Annotated in this window: 25 protein-coding genes; 12 read left to right on the top strand and 13 right to left on the bottom strand. The window is 72.3% G+C overall.

What is annotated here, in order from left to right; translation table 11 throughout:
- Positions 1-3: 3 nt before the first annotated feature.
- Entirely contained in the window at positions 4-261 is a 258-nt protein-coding gene (locus F593_RS0103790) for a KTSC domain-containing protein (RefSeq protein ID WP_022927430.1), read from the bottom strand.
- A gap of 79 nt (positions 262-340) precedes the next feature.
- Between F593_RS0103790 and F593_RS0103795 the strand changes: the two genes are divergently transcribed.
- From F593_RS0103795 to F593_RS0103810, 4 genes are all read left to right on the top strand, one after another.
- A complete protein-coding gene (locus F593_RS0103795) occupies positions 341-919 on the top strand; it encodes an RNA polymerase sigma factor (protein ID WP_022927431.1) in 579 nt (192 codons plus the stop codon).
- Positions 912-1,655, top strand: a complete 744-nt coding sequence (locus tag F593_RS0103800) for a hypothetical protein (protein ID WP_022927432.1) — start codon at positions 912-914, stop codon at positions 1,653-1,655. Before F593_RS0103795 ends, F593_RS0103800 begins: the two co-directional genes overlap by 8 nt.
- A gap of 75 nt (positions 1,656-1,730) precedes the next feature.
- Entirely contained in the window at positions 1,731-2,120 is a 390-nt protein-coding gene (locus F593_RS0103805; protein WP_022927433.1) for a hypothetical protein, read from the top strand.
- Positions 2,120-2,677 (top strand): hypothetical protein, encoded by a 558-nt coding sequence (locus F593_RS0103810; RefSeq protein WP_022927434.1) that lies wholly within the window; start codon positions 2,120-2,122, stop codon positions 2,675-2,677. The genes F593_RS0103805 and F593_RS0103810 overlap by 1 nt, the downstream gene beginning before the upstream one ends.
- A gap of 54 nt (positions 2,678-2,731) precedes the next feature.
- On the opposite strand, the gene F593_RS0103815 is transcribed toward F593_RS0103810, so the two are convergent.
- Positions 2,732-3,613, bottom strand: coding sequence for a MerR family transcriptional regulator (locus F593_RS0103815; protein WP_022927435.1), 882 nt, complete (start codon positions 3,611-3,613; stop codon positions 2,732-2,734).
- A gap of 134 nt (positions 3,614-3,747) precedes the next feature.
- Between F593_RS0103815 and F593_RS0103820 the strand changes: the two genes are divergently transcribed.
- A complete protein-coding gene (locus F593_RS0103820) occupies positions 3,748-4,530 on the top strand; it encodes a PRC and DUF2382 domain-containing protein (protein WP_028721408.1) in 783 nt (260 codons plus the stop codon).
- A gap of 123 nt (positions 4,531-4,653) precedes the next feature.
- Here F593_RS0103820 and F593_RS0103825 read toward each other — a convergent pair whose 3' ends face one another.
- On the bottom strand, positions 4,654-5,442 hold the full coding sequence (locus tag F593_RS0103825; protein WP_022927436.1) for an SDR family NAD(P)-dependent oxidoreductase: 789 nt from the start codon (positions 5,440-5,442) through the stop codon (positions 4,654-4,656).
- 78 nt (positions 5,443-5,520) lie between these two features.
- On the opposite strand from F593_RS0103825, the gene F593_RS22255 reads away from it, so the two are divergent.
- Complete coding sequence (locus F593_RS22255) at positions 5,521-6,063, top strand: TetR/AcrR family transcriptional regulator (RefSeq protein ID WP_022927437.1); 543 nt, start codon at positions 5,521-5,523, stop codon at positions 6,061-6,063.
- A 73-nt stretch (positions 6,064-6,136) separates the two neighbouring features.
- Here F593_RS22255 and F593_RS22260 read toward each other — a convergent pair whose 3' ends face one another.
- The gene (locus F593_RS22260) at positions 6,137-7,054 is read right to left on the bottom strand and encodes a LysR family transcriptional regulator (RefSeq protein ID WP_022927438.1); all 918 of its coding nucleotides are present in this window, start codon (positions 7,052-7,054) and stop codon (positions 6,137-6,139) included.
- Between the two features lie 147 nt (positions 7,055-7,201).
- Here F593_RS22260 and F593_RS0103840 point away from each other — a divergent pair, with 147 nt between their 5' ends.
- Positions 7,202-7,414, top strand: a complete 213-nt coding sequence (locus F593_RS0103840; protein WP_022927439.1) for a hypothetical protein — start codon at positions 7,202-7,204, stop codon at positions 7,412-7,414.
- A gap of 53 nt (positions 7,415-7,467) precedes the next feature.
- Complete coding sequence (locus tag F593_RS0103845) at positions 7,468-8,067, top strand: flavodoxin family protein (protein ID WP_022927440.1); 600 nt, start codon at positions 7,468-7,470, stop codon at positions 8,065-8,067.
- 170 nt (positions 8,068-8,237) lie between these two features.
- Here the strand turns inward: F593_RS0103845 and F593_RS0103850 are convergent, their stop codons facing one another.
- Together F593_RS0103850 and F593_RS0103855 are read right to left on the bottom strand one after the other, a co-directional pair.
- Positions 8,238-9,176, bottom strand: a complete 939-nt coding sequence (locus F593_RS0103850; protein WP_022927441.1) for an alpha/beta hydrolase fold domain-containing protein — start codon at positions 9,174-9,176, stop codon at positions 8,238-8,240.
- Positions 9,177-9,276: 100 nt separating this feature from the next.
- On the bottom strand, positions 9,277-10,128 hold the full coding sequence (locus F593_RS0103855; RefSeq protein WP_022927442.1) for an enoyl-CoA hydratase/isomerase family protein: 852 nt from the start codon (positions 10,126-10,128) through the stop codon (positions 9,277-9,279).
- 44 nt (positions 10,129-10,172) lie between these two features.
- On the opposite strand from F593_RS0103855, the gene F593_RS0103860 reads away from it, so the two are divergent.
- The gene (locus F593_RS0103860) at positions 10,173-10,562 is read left to right on the top strand and encodes a winged helix-turn-helix transcriptional regulator (protein ID WP_022927443.1); all 390 of its coding nucleotides are present in this window, start codon (positions 10,173-10,175) and stop codon (positions 10,560-10,562) included.
- A gap of 142 nt (positions 10,563-10,704) precedes the next feature.
- On the opposite strand, the gene mmsB is transcribed toward F593_RS0103860, so the two are convergent.
- The 4 genes from mmsB to F593_RS0103880 all read right to left on the bottom strand — a co-directional run bounded on the left by mmsB (position 10,705) and on the right by F593_RS0103880 (position 15,532).
- Entirely contained in the window at positions 10,705-11,646 is a 942-nt protein-coding gene (mmsB, locus tag F593_RS0103865; protein ID WP_022927444.1) for a 3-hydroxyisobutyrate dehydrogenase, read from the bottom strand.
- Entirely contained in the window at positions 11,643-12,758 is a 1,116-nt protein-coding gene (locus F593_RS22265) for an enoyl-CoA hydratase/isomerase family protein (RefSeq protein WP_022927445.1), read from the bottom strand. Before F593_RS22265 ends, mmsB begins: the two co-directional genes overlap by 4 nt.
- A gap of 73 nt (positions 12,759-12,831) precedes the next feature.
- Complete coding sequence (locus tag F593_RS0103875; protein ID WP_022927446.1) at positions 12,832-14,001, bottom strand: acyl-CoA dehydrogenase family protein; 1,170 nt, start codon at positions 13,999-14,001, stop codon at positions 12,832-12,834.
- A 4-nt stretch (positions 14,002-14,005) separates the two neighbouring features.
- Positions 14,006-15,532, bottom strand: coding sequence for a CoA-acylating methylmalonate-semialdehyde dehydrogenase (locus tag F593_RS0103880; RefSeq protein WP_022927447.1), 1,527 nt, complete (start codon positions 15,530-15,532; stop codon positions 14,006-14,008).
- A 155-nt stretch (positions 15,533-15,687) separates the two neighbouring features.
- Between F593_RS0103880 and F593_RS0103885 the strand changes: the two genes are divergently transcribed.
- Together F593_RS0103885 and F593_RS0103890 are read left to right on the top strand one after the other, a co-directional pair.
- The gene (locus tag F593_RS0103885; protein WP_022927448.1) at positions 15,688-16,122 is read left to right on the top strand and encodes a VOC family protein; all 435 of its coding nucleotides are present in this window, start codon (positions 15,688-15,690) and stop codon (positions 16,120-16,122) included.
- Positions 16,123-16,235: 113 nt separating this feature from the next.
- On the top strand, positions 16,236-16,781 hold the full coding sequence (locus F593_RS0103890; protein WP_022927449.1) for a DapH/DapD/GlmU-related protein: 546 nt from the start codon (positions 16,236-16,238) through the stop codon (positions 16,779-16,781).
- Between the two features lie 42 nt (positions 16,782-16,823).
- Here the strand turns inward: F593_RS0103890 and F593_RS22270 are convergent, their stop codons facing one another.
- From F593_RS22270 to F593_RS0103905, 3 genes are read right to left on the bottom strand one after another with little or no spacing between them, the layout of a single operon-like run.
- The gene (locus F593_RS22270) at positions 16,824-17,960 is read right to left on the bottom strand and encodes a Gfo/Idh/MocA family protein (RefSeq protein WP_084629326.1); all 1,137 of its coding nucleotides are present in this window, start codon (positions 17,958-17,960) and stop codon (positions 16,824-16,826) included.
- Positions 17,957-18,262 (bottom strand): DUF4286 family protein, encoded by a 306-nt coding sequence (locus F593_RS0103900; RefSeq protein ID WP_028721412.1) that lies wholly within the window; start codon positions 18,260-18,262, stop codon positions 17,957-17,959. Before F593_RS0103900 ends, F593_RS22270 begins: the two co-directional genes overlap by 4 nt.
- 34 nt (positions 18,263-18,296) lie before the next feature.
- Complete coding sequence (locus F593_RS0103905) at positions 18,297-19,112, bottom strand: alpha/beta fold hydrolase (RefSeq protein WP_022927451.1); 816 nt, start codon at positions 19,110-19,112, stop codon at positions 18,297-18,299.
- A gap of 168 nt (positions 19,113-19,280) precedes the next feature.
- On the opposite strand from F593_RS0103905, the gene F593_RS22275 reads away from it, so the two are divergent.
- On the top strand, positions 19,281-19,865 hold the full coding sequence (locus F593_RS22275; protein ID WP_022927452.1) for a TetR/AcrR family transcriptional regulator: 585 nt from the start codon (positions 19,281-19,283) through the stop codon (positions 19,863-19,865).
- The last annotated feature ends 259 nt before the right edge of the window (positions 19,866-20,124 follow it).

Consider the following 20,124-nt stretch of genomic DNA (forward strand, 5'->3'; position numbering starts at 1 on the left):
GCCCTACGACAGGACGGGCACCACGCGCCGACGGCGGAAGCGGTAGCGGCCCTTCACGTGCGCGCGGAAGTAGCCGTGGACCGCGTCGCCGCCGGAGCCGTCGCCGCGGACGGCTTCGGCGGTGAGGCCGTCGAAGATCTCGCGGGGGACGTCGACGAACTCGTAGGTGCCCACCCAGCGGAAGACGACCTGCAGGGTGCCCGTCGCGGCGTCGAACCCGACCTCGGCGATGTTCCGCGAGCCGACGGGGGTGCGTTCCATATCTGGAGTTCGCTCGGCGACGGGGGAAAGTTCGCGGCCGCGTCGAACTTTCGGTGCGCCCCGAGCGAAGTACAGCCAGATGTCCGCCCACTCCGAAGACGCTCGAGCGATCGAGCGGTCGCTGCACGAGCCTGAGGCGTTCGCGGCGGTCTACCGACGTCACGCGGGCACGATCCTGCGGTACACCCGATCGCGGTTGAGCGCCGAGGTGGCGGAGGACGCGGCGCACGAGGTGTTCGTCCGCGCGTTCCGACAACGCCGGACGTACGAACCACGGTCGGCGACGGCGATGCCGTGGCTCTACGGCATCGCGGCGAACGTCATCGCCGACCTGCACCGGCAGGAGGCCCGGCACCTGCGCGCGCTGGAGCGCATGGTCTGGGACCGCGTCGACGACGCCGCACCCGAGGGTGCGGGCCCCCGCCGGCCGATCGCGCCGGAGCTCGTCGCCGCGCTGCAGGACCTGTCGTCCGCGGAGCGCGAGACGCTGCTGCTCGCCGTCTGGGGCGAGCTGTCCTACGACGAGATCGCCACCGCGCTCGACATCCCGTCGGGCACCGTCCGGTCGCGCGTATCCCGCGCCCGGGTCCGACTGCAGGCGGCGCTGGGCCGCCCCGAGACTTCCCCCGCCCAAGAGAACGGAGAGGCGCATGCCTGACGACCATCTCGACGACCTGCTGCGTGAGCTGCGCAGCGTCGCCGACCCGGACGGACCGGGGGCCGACGCGGAGCGCCGGCTCGTGGACCGCCTCGACCGCACCCTGGGGGCGCAGGATCGCTCCCTGCGTGCCGGGTTCCGCAACGCCCGCCGCGCGGTGCTCGCGATCGTCGCGGCCGCGGGCATCGCCGCGGGCGCGGCCGGCGGCGCCGCCGTCGCCCTCGCCGCCGGGGGGACCGGTGCGACCGAACAGGCGCAGGGCGAGGAGCTGCGCGCCGACGCGGCCAACCCCTCCCGGGTCGCCTACACCGCCGTCACCCGCAGCGAGGTCCGCCCGACGGGCCGCACCCGCGTGCTGCTGCGCGTGCTCGCCCGGCGGTTCCCGGACGTCGACCTCGCCGCCGCCCGCGGCATCGAGGCGGCGGACGGCACCCGCGCCTGGGTCGTCCCCGGCCGCAAGCACACGTGCTTCGGGGCCGAGAACGACGACGGCACCGGCTACACCTGCGTGACCAACGCCCGCGCCCGGCTCGGAGCCCTCTCGACCGCCGCGGTCGGACCGGACGGGCGCATCCGTGCGATCTACCTCGTGCCCGACGACGTCGACCGGCTCGAGGCCGACGGCCAGGCGTTCCGGCCGCGCGGCAACCTCGTGATCGCCACCTACGGCGAGCAGGCCCCCGTCACGATCGTGACCGGATCCGGGCAGGCCACGACGATCGAGGGACGCCCGTGATGCCGCGCCACCCCGCAATGGACACTCGTCCGGTGTGTGTCCCGTACACCCGGCGAACGGGAATAGCTTCGCGCCATGTCCCGCATACGCACCGTCCCACGCCTCCTCGCCCTGCTGCTGATCGCCGTGGCCGCCAGCCTCGCCACCGGCCTGACCTCCGCCCCGCCGAGCGACGCCTACTGGGTCTGCGCCCCGCACGCCCCCGTCGTCCGCGCCCCCGACTTCCGGTGCAACGGCGACTACAACCCCGGCATCGCCTACGTCGAGAAGAACAGCTCGCCGCGCGCCTACGGCGTGTACCGCTCCAGCACCTTCGGGGGTGGATCCGTCTCCGGGCAGGAGTACTTCAGCGGCAGCAGCGACTACTTCATGCAGGACTTCGGCTGCGGCGCCGGCTTCCCGAACGCGCACAACCGCAACACGACCACCAACACCGTCCAGTACACCCACGCGGGGAGCTGCTGATGCCGCTGCGAAGCCGCGTGCGGTTCGCCCGCACCGCCGTCGTCGTCGCCGTGGCCTCGGCCGGCGGCACCCTCGCCGCCGGGGCCCTGGCTACCGCGGACGCGCCCTCCGGGCTGAACGCCACCCCGTCCTACTCCGCCGTCGAGCGCAGCACGCAGGGCCCGACGGACCGCGTCGAGGAGATGGTCGCGGTCATGGCTCGACGGTTCCCCGACGTCGCCGGCGTGGAGCCGCAGGGGGTGCAGGCCGACGACGGCACCCAGGCCTGGGTCGTGGCCGGCGAGCGCACCACGTGCTTCGGCGCCGAGAACGACGAGGGCACCGGCTACACGTGCGCCCCGAACGCCGTCGCCGCCTCGACCGCCCTCTCCGTCATGGAGCGCGGCGACGACGGGGCCACGCGCGCGGCCTTCCTCGTGCCCGACGCCGTGCGCGCCGTCGCCGTCGACGGGCGGCAACTCGCCCCGTCGCACAACGTCGTGGTGGTCGAGTTCGGGAAGACCGCGAAGGTGCAGGCGCTGCGCCGGGACGGAACCGCGGTCACCCTCGGCCACTGAGCAGAGCGGGGCAGGCGCCGGGGCCAGCCCGCCCGAGCGGGTTGGCCCGCCGCTTCAGGCGGCGAACTGCGCGGCCGCCGTCACCGGGTCCTCCGCGAGCCGCCGCGCGCCCAGGTCGCGCGCCAGGTCGTCGTCGGCCCCGGCGCCCGCGATCGCGCACGGCCAGCGGCCCGCCAGTCGGCGCAGCGCGTCGTCGGCGCGCAGGCGGTCCGGGTCCGCGGCGGCCAGCACCACGAGGTCGGGGGTCAGGCGCCCCGCCGCGCCCTCGACCATCGAGACGGGCGTGTCGGCACCGAGCCAGACGATCCGCCAGCCGCGGGCGTGCAGGGCGATGCCGAACGCGAGGAGCCCGAACGTGTGGCGCTCGCCGCCGGGGCAGGCCAGCAGGGCCCGCGGGCCGGTGCCGCGGTCCCAGCCCCGCGACAGGGCGGAGAAGCGCGACTCGAAGAACGCCGTCGCGAAGTGCTCCTGCGCGACGGACACGTGCCCGGACGCCCACCGGTCGCCGACCTCGCGCAGGTACGGGAGCACGACGTCGCGCAGCACGGCCAGCGGCTGGTGCGCCGCGAGCAGACTCTCCAGCACGCGCTGGGCCGCGGTCTCCTCGAACGCGTCGAGCGTCGTCTGCAGGCCGTGGTGCGCGCGCTCCACCTCGGCCGCCGGCACGGCCGGGTGCTCCCCCGGCGGCACGCCGAGCCGCAGCGACGACGTGAGCTCCGCGGCCTGGGCGGCCGAGCGCCCCGCCTCGAGGTGGCGCAGCATCACCCGCACCCGGTGCTCGTCGACGGTGGAGTAGAGCCGCTGGTTGCCCGCGGTCCGCCGCGGCCGCAGCAGGCCGTAGCGGCGCTCCCAGGCGCGCAGGACGTCGGTCGTCGTGCCCGTCCGCCGGGCGAGCTCGCCGATCTTCAGCCACTCCGTCGCGCGCTGCTGGGGCACCCCCATGCGATACCCGGACAAGACCTGGACGATGCGGATGCACCCAAAGTCGCGGGGTAGCCGAACCCCCGAACGACGCGTCGCCCGACCGGGCGGCGCACCTCGCAAGAGCAGTCACAGACGGAGGAAACGCCATGCCGAACACCACCGACGTGCAGCACTGGGAGGGCCAGCACCTGCTCGGCCAGGACGGCTCGAAGATCGGGAAGATCGACGCCATCTACCTCGACGACCACAGCGGCGAGCCCGAGTGGGCGCTCGTGAACACGGGCCTCTTCGGCACCCGCTCCTCGTTCGTGCCGATCGCGCAGGCGTCGTCCAACGGCGATGGCGTGACGGTGCCCTTCGACAAGGACAAGGTCAAGGGCGCCCCGAACGTCGACGAGGACGGCCACCTCTCCCCGCAGGAGGAGGCCGAGCTCTACCGCTACTACGGGCGTGACGACTACGACCGCGCCGGCGGGACCGCAGGCACGACCGGCACGGCCGACCACGACCGCGCGGCGGATCGCGGCGACGCACACGGCACCGTCGGCCACGACACCTCGGGTACGAACACGGACGACGCGATGACGCGCTCCGAGGAGGAGCTGCGCGTCGGCACCCGCGAGCGCGAGACCGGCAAGGCCCGCCTGCGCAAGTACGTCGTCACGGAGCAGGTCACCAAGACCGTCCCGGTCTCCCGCGAGGAGGTCCGCGTCGAGCGTGAGCCCATCACGGACCAGAACCGCGACGCCGCCACCGACGGCCCCGCGATCTCCGAGGAGGAGCACGAGGTCACGCTCCACGCCGAGGAGCCCGTCGTCGAGAAGACCGCCGTCCCGAAGGAGCGCGTGCGCCTCGACAAGGACGTCGTCCAGGACGAGCGCACCGTCACGGAAGAGGTCCGCAAGGAGCGCATCGACACCGATCGGTGAGGGGGTCGGCGTCCGACACGTCGCGCGCCGGTCGGATCCCACAGCCCGCGCGTGCCGCACCGGTACGCGACGGGCAGTGGTTGCCCATGACGATCAGCGCGATCGTCGGCGGCGCGCCCGCGCTCAGGCCTTGTGGCGCATCATCCGCTCGGCCGTGCGCAGGCCGAAGCGCTTCGGAAGGATCCGTGTCGAGACGGTGGCGAGGATGCTGTTCGCACGACCGTCCACGACCGACGGCTTCCGGCCGGAGAAGGCCTTCCACGTCGTGTCGACGACCTGCTCCGGCTGGCGCTTGTTCTTCGCGGGCCCCGCGTTCATCGGCGTCTCGGTGTCGCCGGGCGACACCGCGAAGATGCGCAGTCCGTGGGCGCGGTTCTCCTCCGACAGCGCCTCGGTGAGCATCAGGACGTAGGACTTCGACGCCGCGTACGCCGCGAGATGTGGCATCGGCTGGTGGGCGGCGGCGCTGGCGACGTTGACGATCGTCCCGTGGCCTGCGGCGCGCATGCGGACGACCGCCGCGCGCGTCAGCAGGGTGAGGGCGGTGACGTTCAGATCGACCATTCGACGAAGGGCACGCTCGTCGGCGTCGGCGAGGTCGCCCTCGGGGGAGACGCCGGCGCAGTTCACCAGGTGGTCGATCCGGGGGAGGTCGTCCGCGATCCTGACGGTGAGGGCCGCGACGTCCGCGGCGTCGGCGAGGTCGGCGCCGTGCACCTGGACGGCGACCCCGTGCTCCGCGGCGAGGCCGTCGGCCAGGGTCTGCAGCACGTCCACGGAGCGGGCGACCAGGACGAGGTCGTATCCCTCTCGGGCGTAACGGCGGGCGAACTGCTCGCCGATGCCGGAACTGGCGCCTGTGACGAGGGCGACGGGGCGCGCGGGTGTGGGCGGGTCAGTCTGGTGGGCCATGCCGACATCCTAACCGGAATATGTATCCGAATAGATTATTCATCCGTTCGGATTCGCCATCCGGGTAAGATCTGGGTCATGGACGGACTGCGGAAGGACGCGGCGCGCAACCGCGCACGGATCGTCGAAGCCGCGGGCGACCTCGCGGCGCGAGGCGAGCCCCTGGCGTTCAACACCGTCGCGCGCATCGCGGGCGTGGGTGTCGGGACCGTCTACCGACACTTCACGGCGATCGAGGAGCTCGAGGAGGCTCTCGTCTGGGAGCGGTTCGACGACCTCGACCGGATCCTCCGCGACACAGGACCAGCGGAGCTTGAACGCGTGCTGACGGCGCACTTCACCCTGCTCACCGAAGATGCCCTCTTCGAGAAGGTGACCGAGCGCCCAGAGCCGGCCCTTGAGCAGACGGTGACGAAGCGGACGGCCCTCATCGGCCGACTGTCGGAACTGATGGGACGCGCCCGGGAGCACGGGGACCTGCGCGCCGACATCGACGCGCAGGGGGTGTTGCTGCTCGTCTGCGGACTCGCTCATGCGGCGCGCAGCGCCGGCGTCGCGGCCGACAGCCCGGAGGCCCGGATCTTGCTGCGCGTGGCGTTCGACGGACTCCGCGTGCCCTGAGCCCGCGACGGTCGCCCCGCACGCGGCCACCGGCCGGGTCCGGGCGCACGCGCTTACGCCCGATGCGCTCCGTTCAGGCGCGGGTACCGTGAGCGAGCGCCGGGAGTCGGCCGGCCTCGGCCGCCTCGCGCGCGACGGCGATGAAGGCTGCGGCCGGCGCACTCGGCCCGACGCCGCGCCAGACGAGAGAGACGCGGGTCTCGGGCTCGGGCCTGGGGAGCCGGCGCACCGCGAGGCCCGGGACGTCGAGGGGAGCGTTGTCCTCGATGGTCAGGAACCAGCCGGCACCGGTGGCGACCAGGGCCTCTGCCTCCTGGAGCTCGCGGAGCGGCGGGCCCAGGGTCGGCTCGACCCCGAACGCACGGCACAGGTCGAGGATCTCGTCGTGCATGGCGGGGTTCGCCCGACGGTCGAGCAGGATGAGCGGCAGCGTGGTCAGCTCCGAGGGGTCCGCGACATCGCCGGCGGCGGCCGCGTGGGAGGCCGGGATGACGGCGAGCATCCGCTCGCGCCACAGCAGCTGCGTGCGCAGGCTCCCGTCCCGGATCGGAGCGCGCACGAACGCCAGATCCAGGTCGCCGGCCTTCAGGGCGGCGAGCTTGCGGTCCGTGGCCGGTGTGTCGAGGTCGACGCTGACCCGGGGGTTCCTCGCACGGAAGGTCGCGAGGAGCAGGTTCAGGCTCGGCCCGATCCCGGGGGTCGTTCCGATGCGGAGCCGGCCGGCGCCGCCGGTCGCAATCGCTGCCGCTGCTTCGGTGAGCTCTTCGGCCGCGGCCAGGATGCGCCGCGCGAGGGGCAGCAGTTCGGCGCCCGCCGACGTCAGGGTGACGTGATGGCTCGAACGCTCGAACAGCGGAACGTCGAGGGCGCGCTCCAGGCGGCGCACCAGTTGGCTCACGGCGGGCTGGCTGATGTCCAGGCGCTCCGCGGCGCGGGCGAAGTGCAGCTCGGCCGCGACGGCGTCGAAGGCGGCGAGCTGACGGAGGTCCACGACGCCGACGATAACCATTCGTGATCGCCACCAGAGGATCCGACCCATTGCCCGGCGCGACGCCGGGCCGTTCAATGGGTTCACCGGAACGTCGGACTCGGCGCTGACCGCTTCGGTCTTCCACTGGATCACTCAAGGAAAGACGCCATGCAGACGCGCATGATCGGCACGCAGGTGCTCGCGCAGGGCGACGACGTCGTCGCGCTCCCGGGCACCGAGCGCCGCGCCTACCTCGAGCAGAACGTCGCGGCCGCCGCGATCGACCTCGACGCGGACACCCTCGCCGCCCTGGACGACGCGATCCCGCCGGCCGCCGTCGCGGGCCAAAGGTACGCATCGATGGACGAGATCGACGCATGAGCAGTGCACCCACCCTTCCCAGTCACATCCGCAGCAACAACGGAGTTTCCACCATGAGTACCGTTTCGATCGCCATCCCGTACTTCTCGGGCTACGGCCACACCGCCCGATTCGCCGACGCCGTCCGTGACGGCGCCGCGAGCGTCCCCGACAGCGTCGCGCACCTGGTCAACGTCGCCGAGCTCGACGACGCCGACTGGGCGCGGCTGGACGAGGCCGACGCCATCATCTTCGGCTCGCCCACCTACATGGGCACCGCCGCCACCGCCTTCCACGCCTTCGCCGAGGCGACGAGCAAGCGCTGGATGGAGCGGGCGTGGCAGGACAAGCTCGCCTCGGGCTTCACGAACTCCGGGTCGATGAGCGGCGACAAGCTCAACACGCTCCAGTACTTCGCGATGCTGGCCAGCCAGCACGGGATGCACTGGGTGAGCCTCAACCTGATGCCCACCTGGAACACCACGGGCGGCAGCGATCTCGAGGACAACCGGCTCGGCTTCTACCTCGGCGCGGGCGCCCAGACCCCGGTGGACGCCGCTGCCGACGCCGTTCACCCGGCCGACCTCAGCACCGCCCGGCACCTCGGCCGCCGCGTAGCCGAACAGGCCCACATCTATACCCGCGGGCGGGAGGTGCCGGCCCTGGCCGCGTAGACGTCGGCCGGGCCGTGTCACAAACGGTCGCTAGCGAGACGAACGACCATGGGATGACCTCGCACACCGGCGAGTCACAAACGGGCGGTTGAGCGACGGATTCGAAACCGCCTCAGAACGGTCCCTTTGTGACGCTTCGCTCGGCCTGCCAGCCGCTTCTGAGGCCGGTGTCAGAGGGAACGAAGGACGCGGTAGCGGTCTTGCAGGGCGCGCTGAGTGACGCCTGCGTGCTCATCCAGCCATTCGTAGGCGTGCGGCGTCCCGGGATGAACGTGGAGCTCGAGCGGGACGTCAGCGGCCGACAACTTCAGCGCGTAGGCGATGCTCTCGTCCCGCATCAGATCGAGATCGCCCACCTCGATGTACGCAGCCGCCAGACCACGGGCGTCGACCAGGCGCGCGGGAGAGGTCGTCTCCGACACCGGGCCGTCGGCACGTGCGTTCCAGGAGGTCGCGTTCATGGTCGCGGTCCATGCGAGGAAGGGCGAGAGCGCCTCGCTGGCGGTGGCTACCCGGTCGTCGAGCATGGCGTAGATCAGGATCTGCTGGGCGATTGCGATTCCACGATCCCTGGCCATCACGGCGGCAGCCGCCGCGAGCCCGCCGCCGCCGCTGTCACCCATCACAGCGATGCGGGCATGATCCACCCCGAGCTGGTCTGCGTGCTCGATGAGCCACGTCACCCCGGCGAAGACGTCCTCGCTGAGCTGCTGACCTTGACCTTCGGGGGCCACGCGGTAGCCGACCGACAGGATCGGGACGGACGTCTCAGCGACGTAGACCCGCATTCTGCGGTCGTAGTGATCGAGGGTGCCAGCCACCTGGCCGCCGCCGTGGGCATAGACGACGGCGGAACCGGGACGGGCGTCTCCCTTGGTGTACCAGCGGGCCTCGAGCGTGGCGCCGTCACCGACCGAGAGAGTGACGTCCTCTCGGTCGACACCCTTCGGGACGGGCGGCGCGAGCTTCCCCATCTCCGTGTACTGGTAATTGATCACGTCTCGCAGCGCCTCCACGTCGTTCGCCGGAGGCTCCGGCGTGTTCATGAACTCCGGAGGCAGTTGAGCAATCGCCTGGGCGAACTGCTCATCAAGCTGATATCCGGTCATTGGTCGTTCTCCTCAAGTTTTTGGGTGGCGGAAGGGTCCGCCAACCGGGGTGGAGCTCCGTTCACCCCGGGCGGAGATCCGTTCACCCCGGGGTGGGGTTTCAGACCTTTCGGGCGAGGTTTGCCCGCAGGACCTCTTCAAGGTTGAGCTCGACCTCGCGGGTGTGCGCGCCAGCCGCAAGTGCGGCCTTCGCGAGTTCCCCGGAGGCAGGGGTGAAGGTCTCTCCGAGGTAGCGGTCCTCTGCGCGAAGTGCATCTTCGAGGGGACCGTCGGCAGCGTCGATCGCCTTGGTCGCTGCGACACGCACGCCTTCGGGCAGGTTGGCGATGGTCAGTGCGACCCAGTCGACGTAGGCGTCCAGCTCCGCGGCGGGCAGGGCTCGGTTCACCCATCCCCAACGCTCAGCTGTCGCCGCGTCGACGAGGCCGCCGGTGAGCACGATCTCGAGGGCTCGAGCGCGCCCCACGAGACGGGGCAGGTGGGCAGTTGCGCCAGCGCCGGGGACGATTCCCGTGAGGGTCTCGAACTGGCCGAAGGCGGCGGTCTCGAGGGCTGCGAAGCGGAGGTCCAGGCTGGCGATCATCTCGGGACCGCCGCCACGAGTGAGCCCCGCGACCTTCGCGATCGTGGTCTGGGGCAGGCGCCGCCAGCGCTCGTGAAGCCGCATCATCGGGCCGGTTCCCACGAGCGTCTCCTCTGCGATGGGCAGGGCGGCGTACGACTCAGGGTTCTCGACGAACGTCAGGTCGCCGTGGGCCAAGAAGAACTCCGGGTTGGCGCTCTGGATGACGATGACGTGCAGGTCGGGGTCGTTCTCGGCCGACGCAGCAACGGCGTCGAAGTCGAGGAGGAGCTGGGCCGTCATGAGGTTGATGGGCGGGACATCGATCGTGACCCACAGCACGCCGTCCTGGCGCTTCAACCGGAGGGTGCTCAGAGACTGCTCGGACATGAATTTCCTTTAGTCAGGGGCGGGATCTTTGTTATACCTAGTGCATGACAGGTACTTCAACGAAACCTGGTACCCCTGGAGTTCAGACCGTTCCGGGCACCATCGTCGGTCCGCAGCGCGAGCTCTTGGATCAGCTCCTCGACAAATGGGGTCAGCTGATCCTGACGTTGCTGTGTCAGCGGCCGCGACGCTTCAACGAGCTCAAGCGTGACCTCGACGGGGTCACGCAGAAGTCACTGACGCAGGCGCTGCGCCGCCTCGAACGCAACGGGCTCGTCGAACGTCACGTGCTGGAGCAACGTCCCATCGCCGTGGAGTACCGCATCACGCCGCTCGGGCGCACGCTCGACAAGCCGTTCTTGACGCTGCTTGCTTGGACCGCCGATCACCTTGCCGAAGTCGAACAGCACAGGAAGGCGTACGACGAAGGCTGAGACCTGCCTCGATAGCCGATCCTCCCCGGGGCCCCGTCGCAGGCTCGCTTGTCGGCTGCGCCGGCATCTCGACCGCCGACCGCAACCCTCTGCCAACGGGAGCGCTAGTGAGCAGGCGCGAGCAGGCGTGGCGGCGAGCGCCCTACGCCTCCGTGATCCCCGAGCGCTGCGCGATGTCGCGGTAGACGACGGAGAAGTCCTTCGTCGACGCCTCCCCCTCGTTCAGCGCCGCGTAGACGTCGCGGGCGTGGCGGCCGAGCTCGGCGTGGACGCCGTTCTTCTCGACGGCGGCGATCGCCAGGCCGAGGTCCTTGTTCATCAGCCCGACCGCGAAGCCCGGCTGGTAGTCGCGGTTGGCCGGGCTCGTCGGCACCGGGCCGGGGACGGGGCAGTTCGTGTTCAGCGCCCAGCACTGGCCCGTGGCGACGGAGGCGACGTCGAAGAACGCCTGGTCGTCGACGCCGAGCTTCTCCGCCAGCGCGAACGCCTCGCCCACGCCGATCTGGTGGATCGCCAGCAGCATGTTGTTGCAGAGCTTCACGGCCTGGCCCGCACCGGCCGCACCGCAGTGCACCGCGCGGGCGCCCAGGACGTCGAGGACCGGCTGCGCGGCCACCACGGACGCGTCGGGCCCGCCGACCATGAACGCCAGCGTGCCGGCCTCGGCGCCGACGACGCCGCCGGAGACGGGCGCGTCGATGGCCAGCAGGCCCGCGACCTCGGCCTCCGACGCCGCCGTGCGCGCGTCGTCGACGTCGATCGTCGAGGTGTCGATGAGCAGCGCACCGGGCTTCGCGTGGGCGAGGATGCCGTCCTCGCCGCGGTAGACGCCCAGGACCAGCGAACCGTTGGGCAGCGACGTCAGCACGACGTCGGCGTCCGTCGCCGCCGCGGCCACGCTGTCGACCGCGACGACCCCGCCGGCCTCGGCCTTCGTGACCGCCTCGGGCACCAGGTCGAATCCACGGACCGCGTAGCCGGCCTTCGCGAGGTTGATCGCCATCGGCCCGCCCATGTGGCCGAGGCCCACGAAGCCGATCGTCGTGTCCGCCGCGTTCCCGGTCGGTGCGCTGCTCGTGCTCATGTCGTCTCGTCCCACCCGATGTCGAAGTTCAGGTCGTGCTCGCCCAGCGGGGCGAAGAAGCGGTCGATGCTCGCGGCGTCGACGTCCTGCAGCCGCGCGGGGTTCCAGCGCGGCTTGCGGTCCTTGTCGACCACCTGCGCGCGAATGCCCTCGACGAAGTCGGGGTGCCCGAGGAATCCGCAGGAGACGCGCAGCTCCTGCACGAGCGCGTCCTCCAGGCTCGGCAGCTCGGCCGCGGCGCGCAGCGCGCGCAGGGTGACCTTCAGCGACGTCGGCGACTTCGCGAGGATGCCGATGGCCGATGCCTTCGCCGGCAGCTCGCGGCTCGACTTCAGCTCGGCGACGATCTCCTCGACCGTGTCGTGGCTGTAGCACTCGGCGATCCAGCGCCGGGCGGCCACGAGGGTGCCGGCGGGCAGGTCGACCTCGACACCCTCGGCGGTCTCGATCGCGGCGTCGACGTCGCCGTCGCGCAGGTCCAGCAGCAGCTCCGGGACCGACTCCGCGGCCACGATCCGGTCGGCCAGGCCGGCGGCGATCGCATCGCGGGCGCCGATCCGGGCGCCGGTGAGCGCCAGGTGCGTACCGAGCTCGCCGTCCTGGCGGGAGAGCAGCCACGTGCCGCCGACGTCCGGTGCGAACCCGATGCCGACCTCGGGCATGGCGGAGACGAGGCGCTCCGTGGCCAGGCGGTGGCTCGCGTGGCCGGCCAGGCCGATGCCACCGCCCATGACGACGCCGTCCATGATCGCGACGATCGGCTTGGGGAAGTCCGAGATCCGGGCGTTCAGGCGGTACTCCTCCGTCCAGAAGATGCGGGCGTCGTCCGTGCCCTGCTTCGCGGACTCCTGCAGCGCGACGATGTCGCCGCCCGCGCAGAACCCGCGCTCGCCGGCGCCGTCCAGCACGATCACGGAGACCTGGTCGTCGAGCTCGAAGCGGTCGAGGCCGGCGTTGATCAGCCGGACCATCTCGAGCGTCAGCGCGTTGATCGCCCTCGGCCGGTTCAGGGTGATCCGGCCCATGGCGCCGTCGGCGCGGACGAGGACGGGCCCGTCCTCGGCGGCCGCGAGGCCCGTCTCGGCGTCGGTGGGATCGGTGGGGTCCGTCATGCAGGGTTCCTTCCGGGGCCTTCCGGATGTGCCGCCCCGTCCCGCCCGCCCGCGGCGGGCGGGACGCCGTGGCTCATCCCTTCCGCCCCAGGACGTCGCGAGCGACGATGACGCGCATCACCTCGTTCGTCCCCTCGATGATCTGATGGGCCCGCAGGTCGCGGACCAGCTTCTCCAGACCGTACTCGCTGAGGTACCCGTAGCCGCCGTGTAGTTGGAGACCCTGATCGGCCACCCGGATCGTGATGTCGGTGACCGTGCGCTTGGCCATCGCGCACAGGCGGGACTTGTCGGCGTCGCCCGCGTCGAGCGCCGCGGCCGCGCGCCACAGGAACGTGCGGGCCATCTCGAGCTCCGTCGCCATGTCGGCGACGGTGAACGCGACGCTCTGGAAGCCGCCGATCGCCGTGCCGAACTGCTCGCGCTCGCCGACGTAGCGGACCGTCTTCTCCAGCGCCGACTGCGCCCCGCCGACGGAGCACGCCGCGATGTTCAGGCGCCCGCCGTCGAGCCCGGCCATGGCGATGCGGAACCCGGTGCCCTCGTCCCCCAGCCGGTTGGCGGCGGGGATCCGGCAGTCGTCGAGGTTGACCGACGCCGTCGGCTGGGCCCGCCAGCCCATCTTGTGCTCCTGCTTGCCGAAGGACAGGCCCGGCGTGCCGTCCTCCACCACGAACGCCGTGATCCCCTTCGGTCCCGGCCCGCCGGTGCGCGCCATCACGACGTAGAGCCCGGCGGTGCCGGCGCCGGAGATGAACTGCTTCGCGCCGTTGAGCACGTACTCGTCGCCGTCCCGCACCGCGGTCGTCTTTAGGGCCGCGGCGTCGGAGCCCGCGCCCGCCTCGGTCAAGCAGTACGCGCCGAGCGTCTCCATCGTCGCCAGGCCCGGAACCCACCGCTCGCGCTGCGCGTCGTCGCCGAACGTGTCGACCATCCACGTCGCCATGTTGTGGATCGACGTGTAGGCGGCGATCGTCGGGCAGCCCGTGCCGAGCGCCTCGAAGATCAGGGCCGCGTCCAGGCGCGACATGCCCGAGCCGCCGAAGCGCTCGTCGCAGTAGATCGCGCCCAGGCCGAGCTCGGCGGCCTCGCGCAGCACGTCGACGGGCAGGTGGTGGGTCTCGTCCCACTCCACCGCGTGCGGCGCGATCCGCTCGTCGGCGAACTGCCGCGCCATCGCGGCGATCTCGCGCTGGTCGTCGTCGAGGTGGAAGGGCAGCGTGCCCGGGGTCGTCGTCGCCATCCGGTCAGTCCATCGTCGGGATGACGAAGGACGCGCCGCCCGCCGTGGAGTCGCTGTCACTCGCCGGCTTGGGCCAGCGCTGCGTCACCGTCTTCGTGCGCGTGTAGAAGCGGATGGAGTCCGGGCCGTGCTGGTTGAGGTCGCCGAAGCCGGACTTCTTCCAGCCACCGAACGTGTGGTAGGCGATCGGCACCGGGATCGGCACGTTCACGCCGACCATCCCCGTGTCGACGCGGCGGGCGAACTCGCGGGCGGTGTGCCCGTCGCGGGTGAAGATCGCCACGCCGTTGCCGTAGTCGTGCTCGCTCGGGAGCGCGATCGCCTCGTCCAGCGTGTCCACGCGCGAGACCGACAGCACCGGGCCGAAGATCTCCTCGCCGTAGATCCGCATGTCGCGCGTGACGTGGTCGAAGAGGGTGCCGGCGACGTAGAAGCCCCCGTCCTCGCCCGCGACCCGGCCCTGGCGGCCGTCGACGACGGCCGTGGCGCCCTCGTCGATGCCGATCTGGATGTAGTTTTCCACGCGCTTCTTCGCGTCGGCGGTGACGAGCGGGCCGTAGTCCGCGTCGGGGTCCGTCGGGGAGGAGATCTTCAGCGCCTCGACCCGCGGCTTGAGCGCCGCGACGAGCCGGTCGGCGGTCTCCTGCCCGACGGGCACGACGACGGAGATCGCCATGCAGCGCTCGCCGGCCGAGCCGTAGCCGGCGCCGATGAGCGCGTCGACGACGTCGTCCATGTCGGCGTCGGGCATGACGATCGCGTGGTTCTTCGCGCCGCCGAAGCACTGCGCGCGCTTCCCCGTCTGGGCCGCGCGCTCGTAGATGTACTGCGCGATCGGGGTCGAGCCGACGAAGCCGACGGCCTTGATCGTCTCGGAGTCGAGGATCGCGTCGACGGCCTCCTTGTCGCCGTTGACGACGTTGAGGATGCCCGCCGGCAGCCCCGCCTCGAGCGCGAGCTCGGCCAGGCGCAGGGGCACGGAGGGGTCGCGCTCGGACGGCTTGAGGATGAACGCGTTGCCGCACGCGATCGCGGGCGCGAGCTTCCACAGCGGGATCATCGCCGGGAAGTTGAAGGGCGTGATGCCGGCGACGACGCCGAGCGGCTGGCGCATGGAGAAGACGTCGATGCCCGTGCCGGCGGCGTCGGAGAACTCGCCCTTGAGCAGGTGCGGGACGCCCGTGGCGAACTCCGCGACCTCGAGGCCGCGCTGGATGTCCCCCTTCGCGTCCGGGACGGTCTTGCCGTGCTCGCTCGAGAGCAGCTCCGCGAGCTCCTGCATGTGCTCGTTGATCAGCCCGACGAAGCGGTTGAGCACGCGGGCGCGCTTCTGCGGGTTCCTGGCCGCCCACGCGGGCTGGGCCTTCGCGGCGTCGGCGATCGCGGCGTCGACCTCGGCCTTCGACGCGAGCGCGACCTGCGCCTGCACCTGCCCGGTGGACGGGTCGAACACGTCGGAGAACCGCTCCGACGTGCCCTCGACGCGGGTGCCGCCGACGAAGTGCGGGATGACGGTGGAGATCGAGCTCATGCTGGGCCTCTCGAGGTTGCGCGCTCGCGGGCGCGGGGGACGACGCCCCGGGGTGACCGGGGACACACGAGAGAGGATAGGCGGAAGTCCGACTATCGGCAAGGCGCGCTTGCCCTCTGCCGATGAGTTCGGCCGCCGCCACGGGTCCTGGGTGCATGACCGACTCCCCCACCGTCCGCCTGACCGCGGTCGGCACCGTGTTCGTCCCCGTCACCGACCAGGAGCGGGCGATCGCGTTCTACGTCGACGTCCTGGGGTTCGAGCTGCGCGTCGACGCGCCCTACGGTGGCGGCCACCGCTGGGTCGAGGTGGCGCCGCCCGGCTCGCCCGTCGCCCTCGCCCTCGTCCCGCCGACGGAGGGCCGGGCCGCGGCGAGCGACCGGACGCTCTGTGCGCTCGCGTCGGCCGACCTCGACGCCGACCACACGGCGCTCCGGGAGCACGGCGTCGCCATCGACGCGGTCGTCGGCCGCGCGGGGACCTCCCGCCCGGGCCTGATCTCGCCGTCGATCGCCGTACCCGACCCCGCGCCGCCGCAGTGCTGCTTCCGCGACCCCGACGGCAACCGGTTCCTGCTCGTCGGTGCATGACGGGGAACCGCCCGGCGGGCCGACCGCGTTCGGCGGAGGTGCGACCGGGGTTTCGCATCCCGGGCGGTCTAGGGTCGCCGCATGCCACACGCCCCCGAGCCGGAAACCCGCCCGTGAAGGACGAGCGCCTGCTGGCCAAGGGCAGCGACGAGCTGCGCGAGGCGATGGTCCGCGTGCCGCGCGCGTTCGCGTGCTGCGAGGCGCTGAACCGCCTGCCCTACGCCGACCAGGACGCGATCGGGGCCGCGTGGGCGGAGCTGACCGGCCGGCCGGCCCCGGAGCGCTTCCGCCTCGTGCCGCCGGTACACAGCGACCACGGTCTGCGGCTGCGGGTCGGCACGAACGTGTTCGTCAACCAAGGCTGCACGCTGAACGACATCGGCGGCATCGAGATCGGGGACGACACGATGCTCGGGCCGAACGTCACGCTGCTGTCCTCCGGCCACCCGACGGCCGTGGCGGAGCGACGCGCGGGGATCACCGTCGCGCCCATCGCGATCGGCGCGGACGTCTGGATCGGCGCGGGCGCGACCGTGCTGGGCGGCGTGACGATCGGGGACGGGGCCGTCGTGGCGGCCGGGGCCGTCGTCACCCGCGACGTGGCGCCCGCGACGCTCGTCGCGGGGGTGCCCGCGCGGGTGGTGCGTGACCTGGGGTGAGGGCACGACGGGGCCGCCCGGCTCGCCGTCTCCGCCGGCCCCTCAGGCGTCCGGGTGGTGTCCGGGCCACCCGCGGTCGACCGTGGCACGCTCCCCGGAGGCCGCGGCGCGCTCGATCGTCGCGATCAGCCGGTGCGGGGCGAGCGCCTGGGCGAAGTCGGGCGCATCACGCGAACCCGTCTTTCGGTCCCGGTCGAACGCCTCGTACATGCGCGCCACGTTGCGGGCCGGCGTTCCGCGCAGCGCGGCCAGCTCCGGGGTTTCGGAGGCGGCGACCTGTGGCGGCGGGAGGACGGCCAGCGGCTCGCCACCCCGCGACCCCGCGAGAGTGAGCGGGAAGTGGCCCGGATGCCCGCCCTCCGCCCGGAGCTGCAGCGTGCCGTGCGTGCCGTTGATCTCCCACAGGAACCCCGTCCCGCCGTGGTGCCCCTCCCGGAAGTGCACGGCGGCCGTGACCCCGGACGCCAGCCGACCTACGACCCCGAGCTGGTCGGGCGCGGTCTTCGTCAGGATCTCGCCCGTCTCGTCCACCCCGATGGCGGGCCGGCGGGTGTCGAGCACCGCGGACAGGTCGCGGAAGTCGCCGAGGACGAACGCCATGGCGTCCAGGCTGTGGGCGGCCGCGATGTCGAGCATCCCGGCGGCGTTGCGGCGTTCCAGGGTGTAGGCGTTCCCCCGATCGACGGTGCCCCCCGTCCGGGACGACCCGACCATCGTGGTCGACAGGACCGTACCCAGGTACCCGTCGGCGATGAGCTCCCGCACGCGCAGGACGGTGGGTGACACGCGCGGCTGCAGGCCGACGAGCGTGCGGACCCCGCGATCCGCGGCCCGGTCCACCATCGCCCGCGCGTCGGCGAGGCCGCGTCCGAGGGGCCATTCGCAGTACACGTCCTTGCCCGCCGCGAGGGCCACGTCGACGATCTCGCGGTGGTGGGGAACCTTGACGGTGACGACCACGAGCTGCACCTCGGGGTGCGCCACGAGGTCGACGTGGTTCGCGAACGTCAGCGGCACGCCGAACGCCCGGCCGGCCGCCTCGGCCGACTCCTGGCGGGTCGTGCTCAGCGCCGCGAGCCGGTAGCCCGGGAGCGCGCGGAGCGCGGGCACGTGGGCGTCCGCCGCCCAACCCCGCTCGGCGTTGACCCCGACGATTCCGACGCCGATCGGGGTGCTCATACGCCGACCCGCTCGAGGACCTCGACGCGGGTGGCGGGCGCGTCCATGGCGTCGCTGACCACCATCCCGGCGCTCGCGGCCCGCAGCACGGCCTGCGTCGCGGGCAGGTCGTCCGTCTCGATGCCGTAGACGCAGAGGTACTCCTCGGGCGCCCCCTCGCCGACCGGCCGGTAGAGGTCGGCCGAGGCGAAGCCGTCGACCGCGAGCACGGCGGGGATGTGGACGGTGACGTACCACTCGTGGAACTCGGCGTCGCGGCCGGGGAGGGCACGGGTGCGCACGGTGTGGATGTAGCGGGTCATTCGGGGACTCCCTGTCCGGTGCCGGCTCGACCCCTCAGCCCTTCGCGCGCGCCGCGCGCACGATGACCTTCGTGACGGCCGCGGGGTGCGCGTGCATCACGGAGTGCGCCGAGGCGACGGAGCTGGTGTGCGCCTTCGAGCGCTTGGCGAGGAACCGCTGGGCCGCAGGCGGGACGAGGCGGTCCTTCGTGGCCACGAGGTACCAGGACGGCAGCGTCTTCCACGCCGCGGTCTTCGCGGCGTCCTCGACCGTGCCCGAGAACAGCGGACGCTGCGTCGCCGCCGGCGCCAGGCCCTTCGCCCGGCTGGTGCCCAGGACGACCGGGCCGTAGGACGCGGGGTCGATGGACAGGTCCGCGCCCTGCGTGCCGTCGGGGAGCGTCGTGGGCACGGGGCGCGCCACCTCGCCGAACGCGCTGCCGGGGTACTCCGAGGGGACCGTGTTGAACGTCTCGCCGACGTCGGGCTGCATCGCCGCGATGTAGACGAGGCTCTTCACGTTCGGCGTAGTCGACGCGGCGCTCGAGATGACGGCCCCGCCGTAGGAGTGGCCGACGAGGACGACGTCGCCCTTGATGCTCGCCACGACCGACGCGACGGACCCCGCGTCGGAGGCGAGGTTGCGCAGCGGGTTGGCGACGGCGACGACGCGGTAGCCGCTGCGCTGCAGCTGCGGCACGACGCGGCCCCAGCCCGAGGCATCCGTGAAGGCGCCGTGGACGAGGACGATGGTCGGCTTGGAGGACGCCGGCGGCGAGTCCGGGCCCTCGACGGCCTGCGCCGCGGAGGCCGACCCGAACAGCGTGGCAGCGGAGAGCAGGAGGGTGCGACGAACGGCGTGGAAAGTCATGGTCTTCAGTCTTGGTGGGGTGCCGACGGGTGTCGGCGGGTCCGCCGGTGGGCGGCTGGATGGCGGGCGGCTCGTCGCTGCAGGTCGCCCGGCCCGTGGAACATAGAACGTTCTTTCTCTCTTTACAAGCGCATTGGGAAAGAATGTTCGTTCTGTATCGTCGGAAGCATGGACTCGTCGCCCCCGAGCACCCCGACACCGCGGCCCTCCCCCGCCCGGGATCGCCTGCTCACGACGGCGTCGCGGATCTTCTACGCCGAGGGCATCCACGGGGTGGGGGTCGAGCACGTGATCGCCGAGGCCCAGGTGACGCGGGCGACGTTCTACCGGCACTTCGCCGGCAAGGAGGCGCTGATCGAGGCCTACCTCCGCACCACGGACGAGGGCATGCGGGCGCGCGCCGCGGAGGGCTCCGCCGACGGCGCGCCCCCGCGGGAGCTCGTGCTGGCCCTCATGGGCAAGATCGGCGACCACCTCTGCACGGACGGGTTCCGCGGCTGCCCCTTCATCAACGCCGCCGCGGAGTACCCCGACCCGGAGAGTCCGGTGCGCCGGATCGTCGCGGACCACCGGGCCTGGTTCCACGACACCCTCCAGGGGCTGCTCGAGGACGACGGCCACCCCGACCCGACGAAGGCGACGCGCGTCCTCGTGCAGCTGCGCGACGGCGCGATGGTCGGCGGGTACCTCGACGATCCCGCGGGCGCGCGCCGGACGCTCCTCGACAGCACCGAGGACGTCCTGGCGGCCTGACCGCCGCGGCCGTGGTCCGCGCCGGCCGCCGACCCCGGACGCTCGTTCGACGACCGCGAGGACGACACGAGGGACCGTGCATCCACCCGCGTCCCTCCGTCGTAGAACTCTGCACCTCCGGCTTGCGACGCACGCCGGAGGAGGGTGCTTCCCCAGGGACGCGCCGTAGGCGGACGGTCCGCCATCGTCAAGGGACGGGCGATCCGGGGCTGCTGCGGGACGGCAGCGGCCCCGGTGCGGCGTTCCGTCGTGGGGCCGA

The sequence above is a fragment of the Patulibacter americanus DSM 16676 genome (assembly GCF_000420025.1).
GTDB lineage: Bacteria > Actinomycetota > Thermoleophilia > Solirubrobacterales > Solirubrobacteraceae > Patulibacter > Patulibacter americanus.

Excerpts from the sequence above, each read along its gene's own strand:
- F593_RS0103790 (WP_022927430.1), bottom strand. The coding sequence starts at position 261 with ATGGAACGCACCCCCGTCGGCTCGCGGAACATCGCCGAGGTCGGGTTC.
- F593_RS0103795 (WP_022927431.1), top strand. The coding sequence starts at position 341 with ATGTCCGCCCACTCCGAAGACGCTCGAGCGATCGAGCGGTCGCTGCAC.
- F593_RS0103800 (WP_022927432.1), top strand. The coding sequence starts at position 912 with ATGCCTGACGACCATCTCGACGACCTGCTGCGTGAGCTGCGCAGCGTC.
- F593_RS0103805 (WP_022927433.1), top strand. The coding sequence starts at position 1,731 with ATGTCCCGCATACGCACCGTCCCACGCCTCCTCGCCCTGCTGCTGATC.
- F593_RS0103810 (WP_022927434.1), top strand. The coding sequence starts at position 2,120 with ATGCCGCTGCGAAGCCGCGTGCGGTTCGCCCGCACCGCCGTCGTCGTC.
- F593_RS0103820 (WP_028721408.1), top strand. The coding sequence starts at position 3,748 with ATGCCGAACACCACCGACGTGCAGCACTGGGAGGGCCAGCACCTGCTC.
- F593_RS0103825 (WP_022927436.1), bottom strand. The coding sequence starts at position 5,442 with ATGGCCCACCAGACTGACCCGCCCACACCCGCGCGCCCCGTCGCCCTC.
- F593_RS22255 (WP_022927437.1), top strand. The coding sequence starts at position 5,521 with ATGGACGGACTGCGGAAGGACGCGGCGCGCAACCGCGCACGGATCGTC.
- F593_RS0103840 (WP_022927439.1), top strand. The coding sequence starts at position 7,202 with ATGCAGACGCGCATGATCGGCACGCAGGTGCTCGCGCAGGGCGACGAC.
- F593_RS0103845 (WP_022927440.1), top strand. The coding sequence starts at position 7,468 with ATGAGTACCGTTTCGATCGCCATCCCGTACTTCTCGGGCTACGGCCAC.
- F593_RS0103850 (WP_022927441.1), bottom strand. The coding sequence starts at position 9,176 with ATGACCGGATATCAGCTTGATGAGCAGTTCGCCCAGGCGATTGCTCAA.
- F593_RS0103855 (WP_022927442.1), bottom strand. The coding sequence starts at position 10,128 with ATGTCCGAGCAGTCTCTGAGCACCCTCCGGTTGAAGCGCCAGGACGGC.
- F593_RS0103860 (WP_022927443.1), top strand. The coding sequence starts at position 10,173 with ATGACAGGTACTTCAACGAAACCTGGTACCCCTGGAGTTCAGACCGTT.
- mmsB (WP_022927444.1), bottom strand. The coding sequence starts at position 11,646 with ATGAGCACGAGCAGCGCACCGACCGGGAACGCGGCGGACACGACGATC.
- F593_RS22265 (WP_022927445.1), bottom strand. The coding sequence starts at position 12,758 with ATGACGGACCCCACCGATCCCACCGACGCCGAGACGGGCCTCGCGGCC.
- F593_RS0103875 (WP_022927446.1), bottom strand. The coding sequence starts at position 14,001 with ATGGCGACGACGACCCCGGGCACGCTGCCCTTCCACCTCGACGACGAC.
- F593_RS0103880 (WP_022927447.1), bottom strand. The coding sequence starts at position 15,532 with ATGAGCTCGATCTCCACCGTCATCCCGCACTTCGTCGGCGGCACCCGC.
- F593_RS0103885 (WP_022927448.1), top strand. The coding sequence starts at position 15,688 with ATGACCGACTCCCCCACCGTCCGCCTGACCGCGGTCGGCACCGTGTTC.
- F593_RS22270 (WP_084629326.1), bottom strand. The coding sequence starts at position 17,960 with ATGAGCACCCCGATCGGCGTCGGAATCGTCGGGGTCAACGCCGAGCGG.
- F593_RS0103900 (WP_028721412.1), bottom strand. The coding sequence starts at position 18,262 with ATGACCCGCTACATCCACACCGTGCGCACCCGTGCCCTCCCCGGCCGC.
- F593_RS0103905 (WP_022927451.1), bottom strand. The coding sequence starts at position 19,112 with ATGACTTTCCACGCCGTTCGTCGCACCCTCCTGCTCTCCGCTGCCACG.
- F593_RS22275 (WP_022927452.1), top strand. The coding sequence starts at position 19,281 with ATGGACTCGTCGCCCCCGAGCACCCCGACACCGCGGCCCTCCCCCGCC.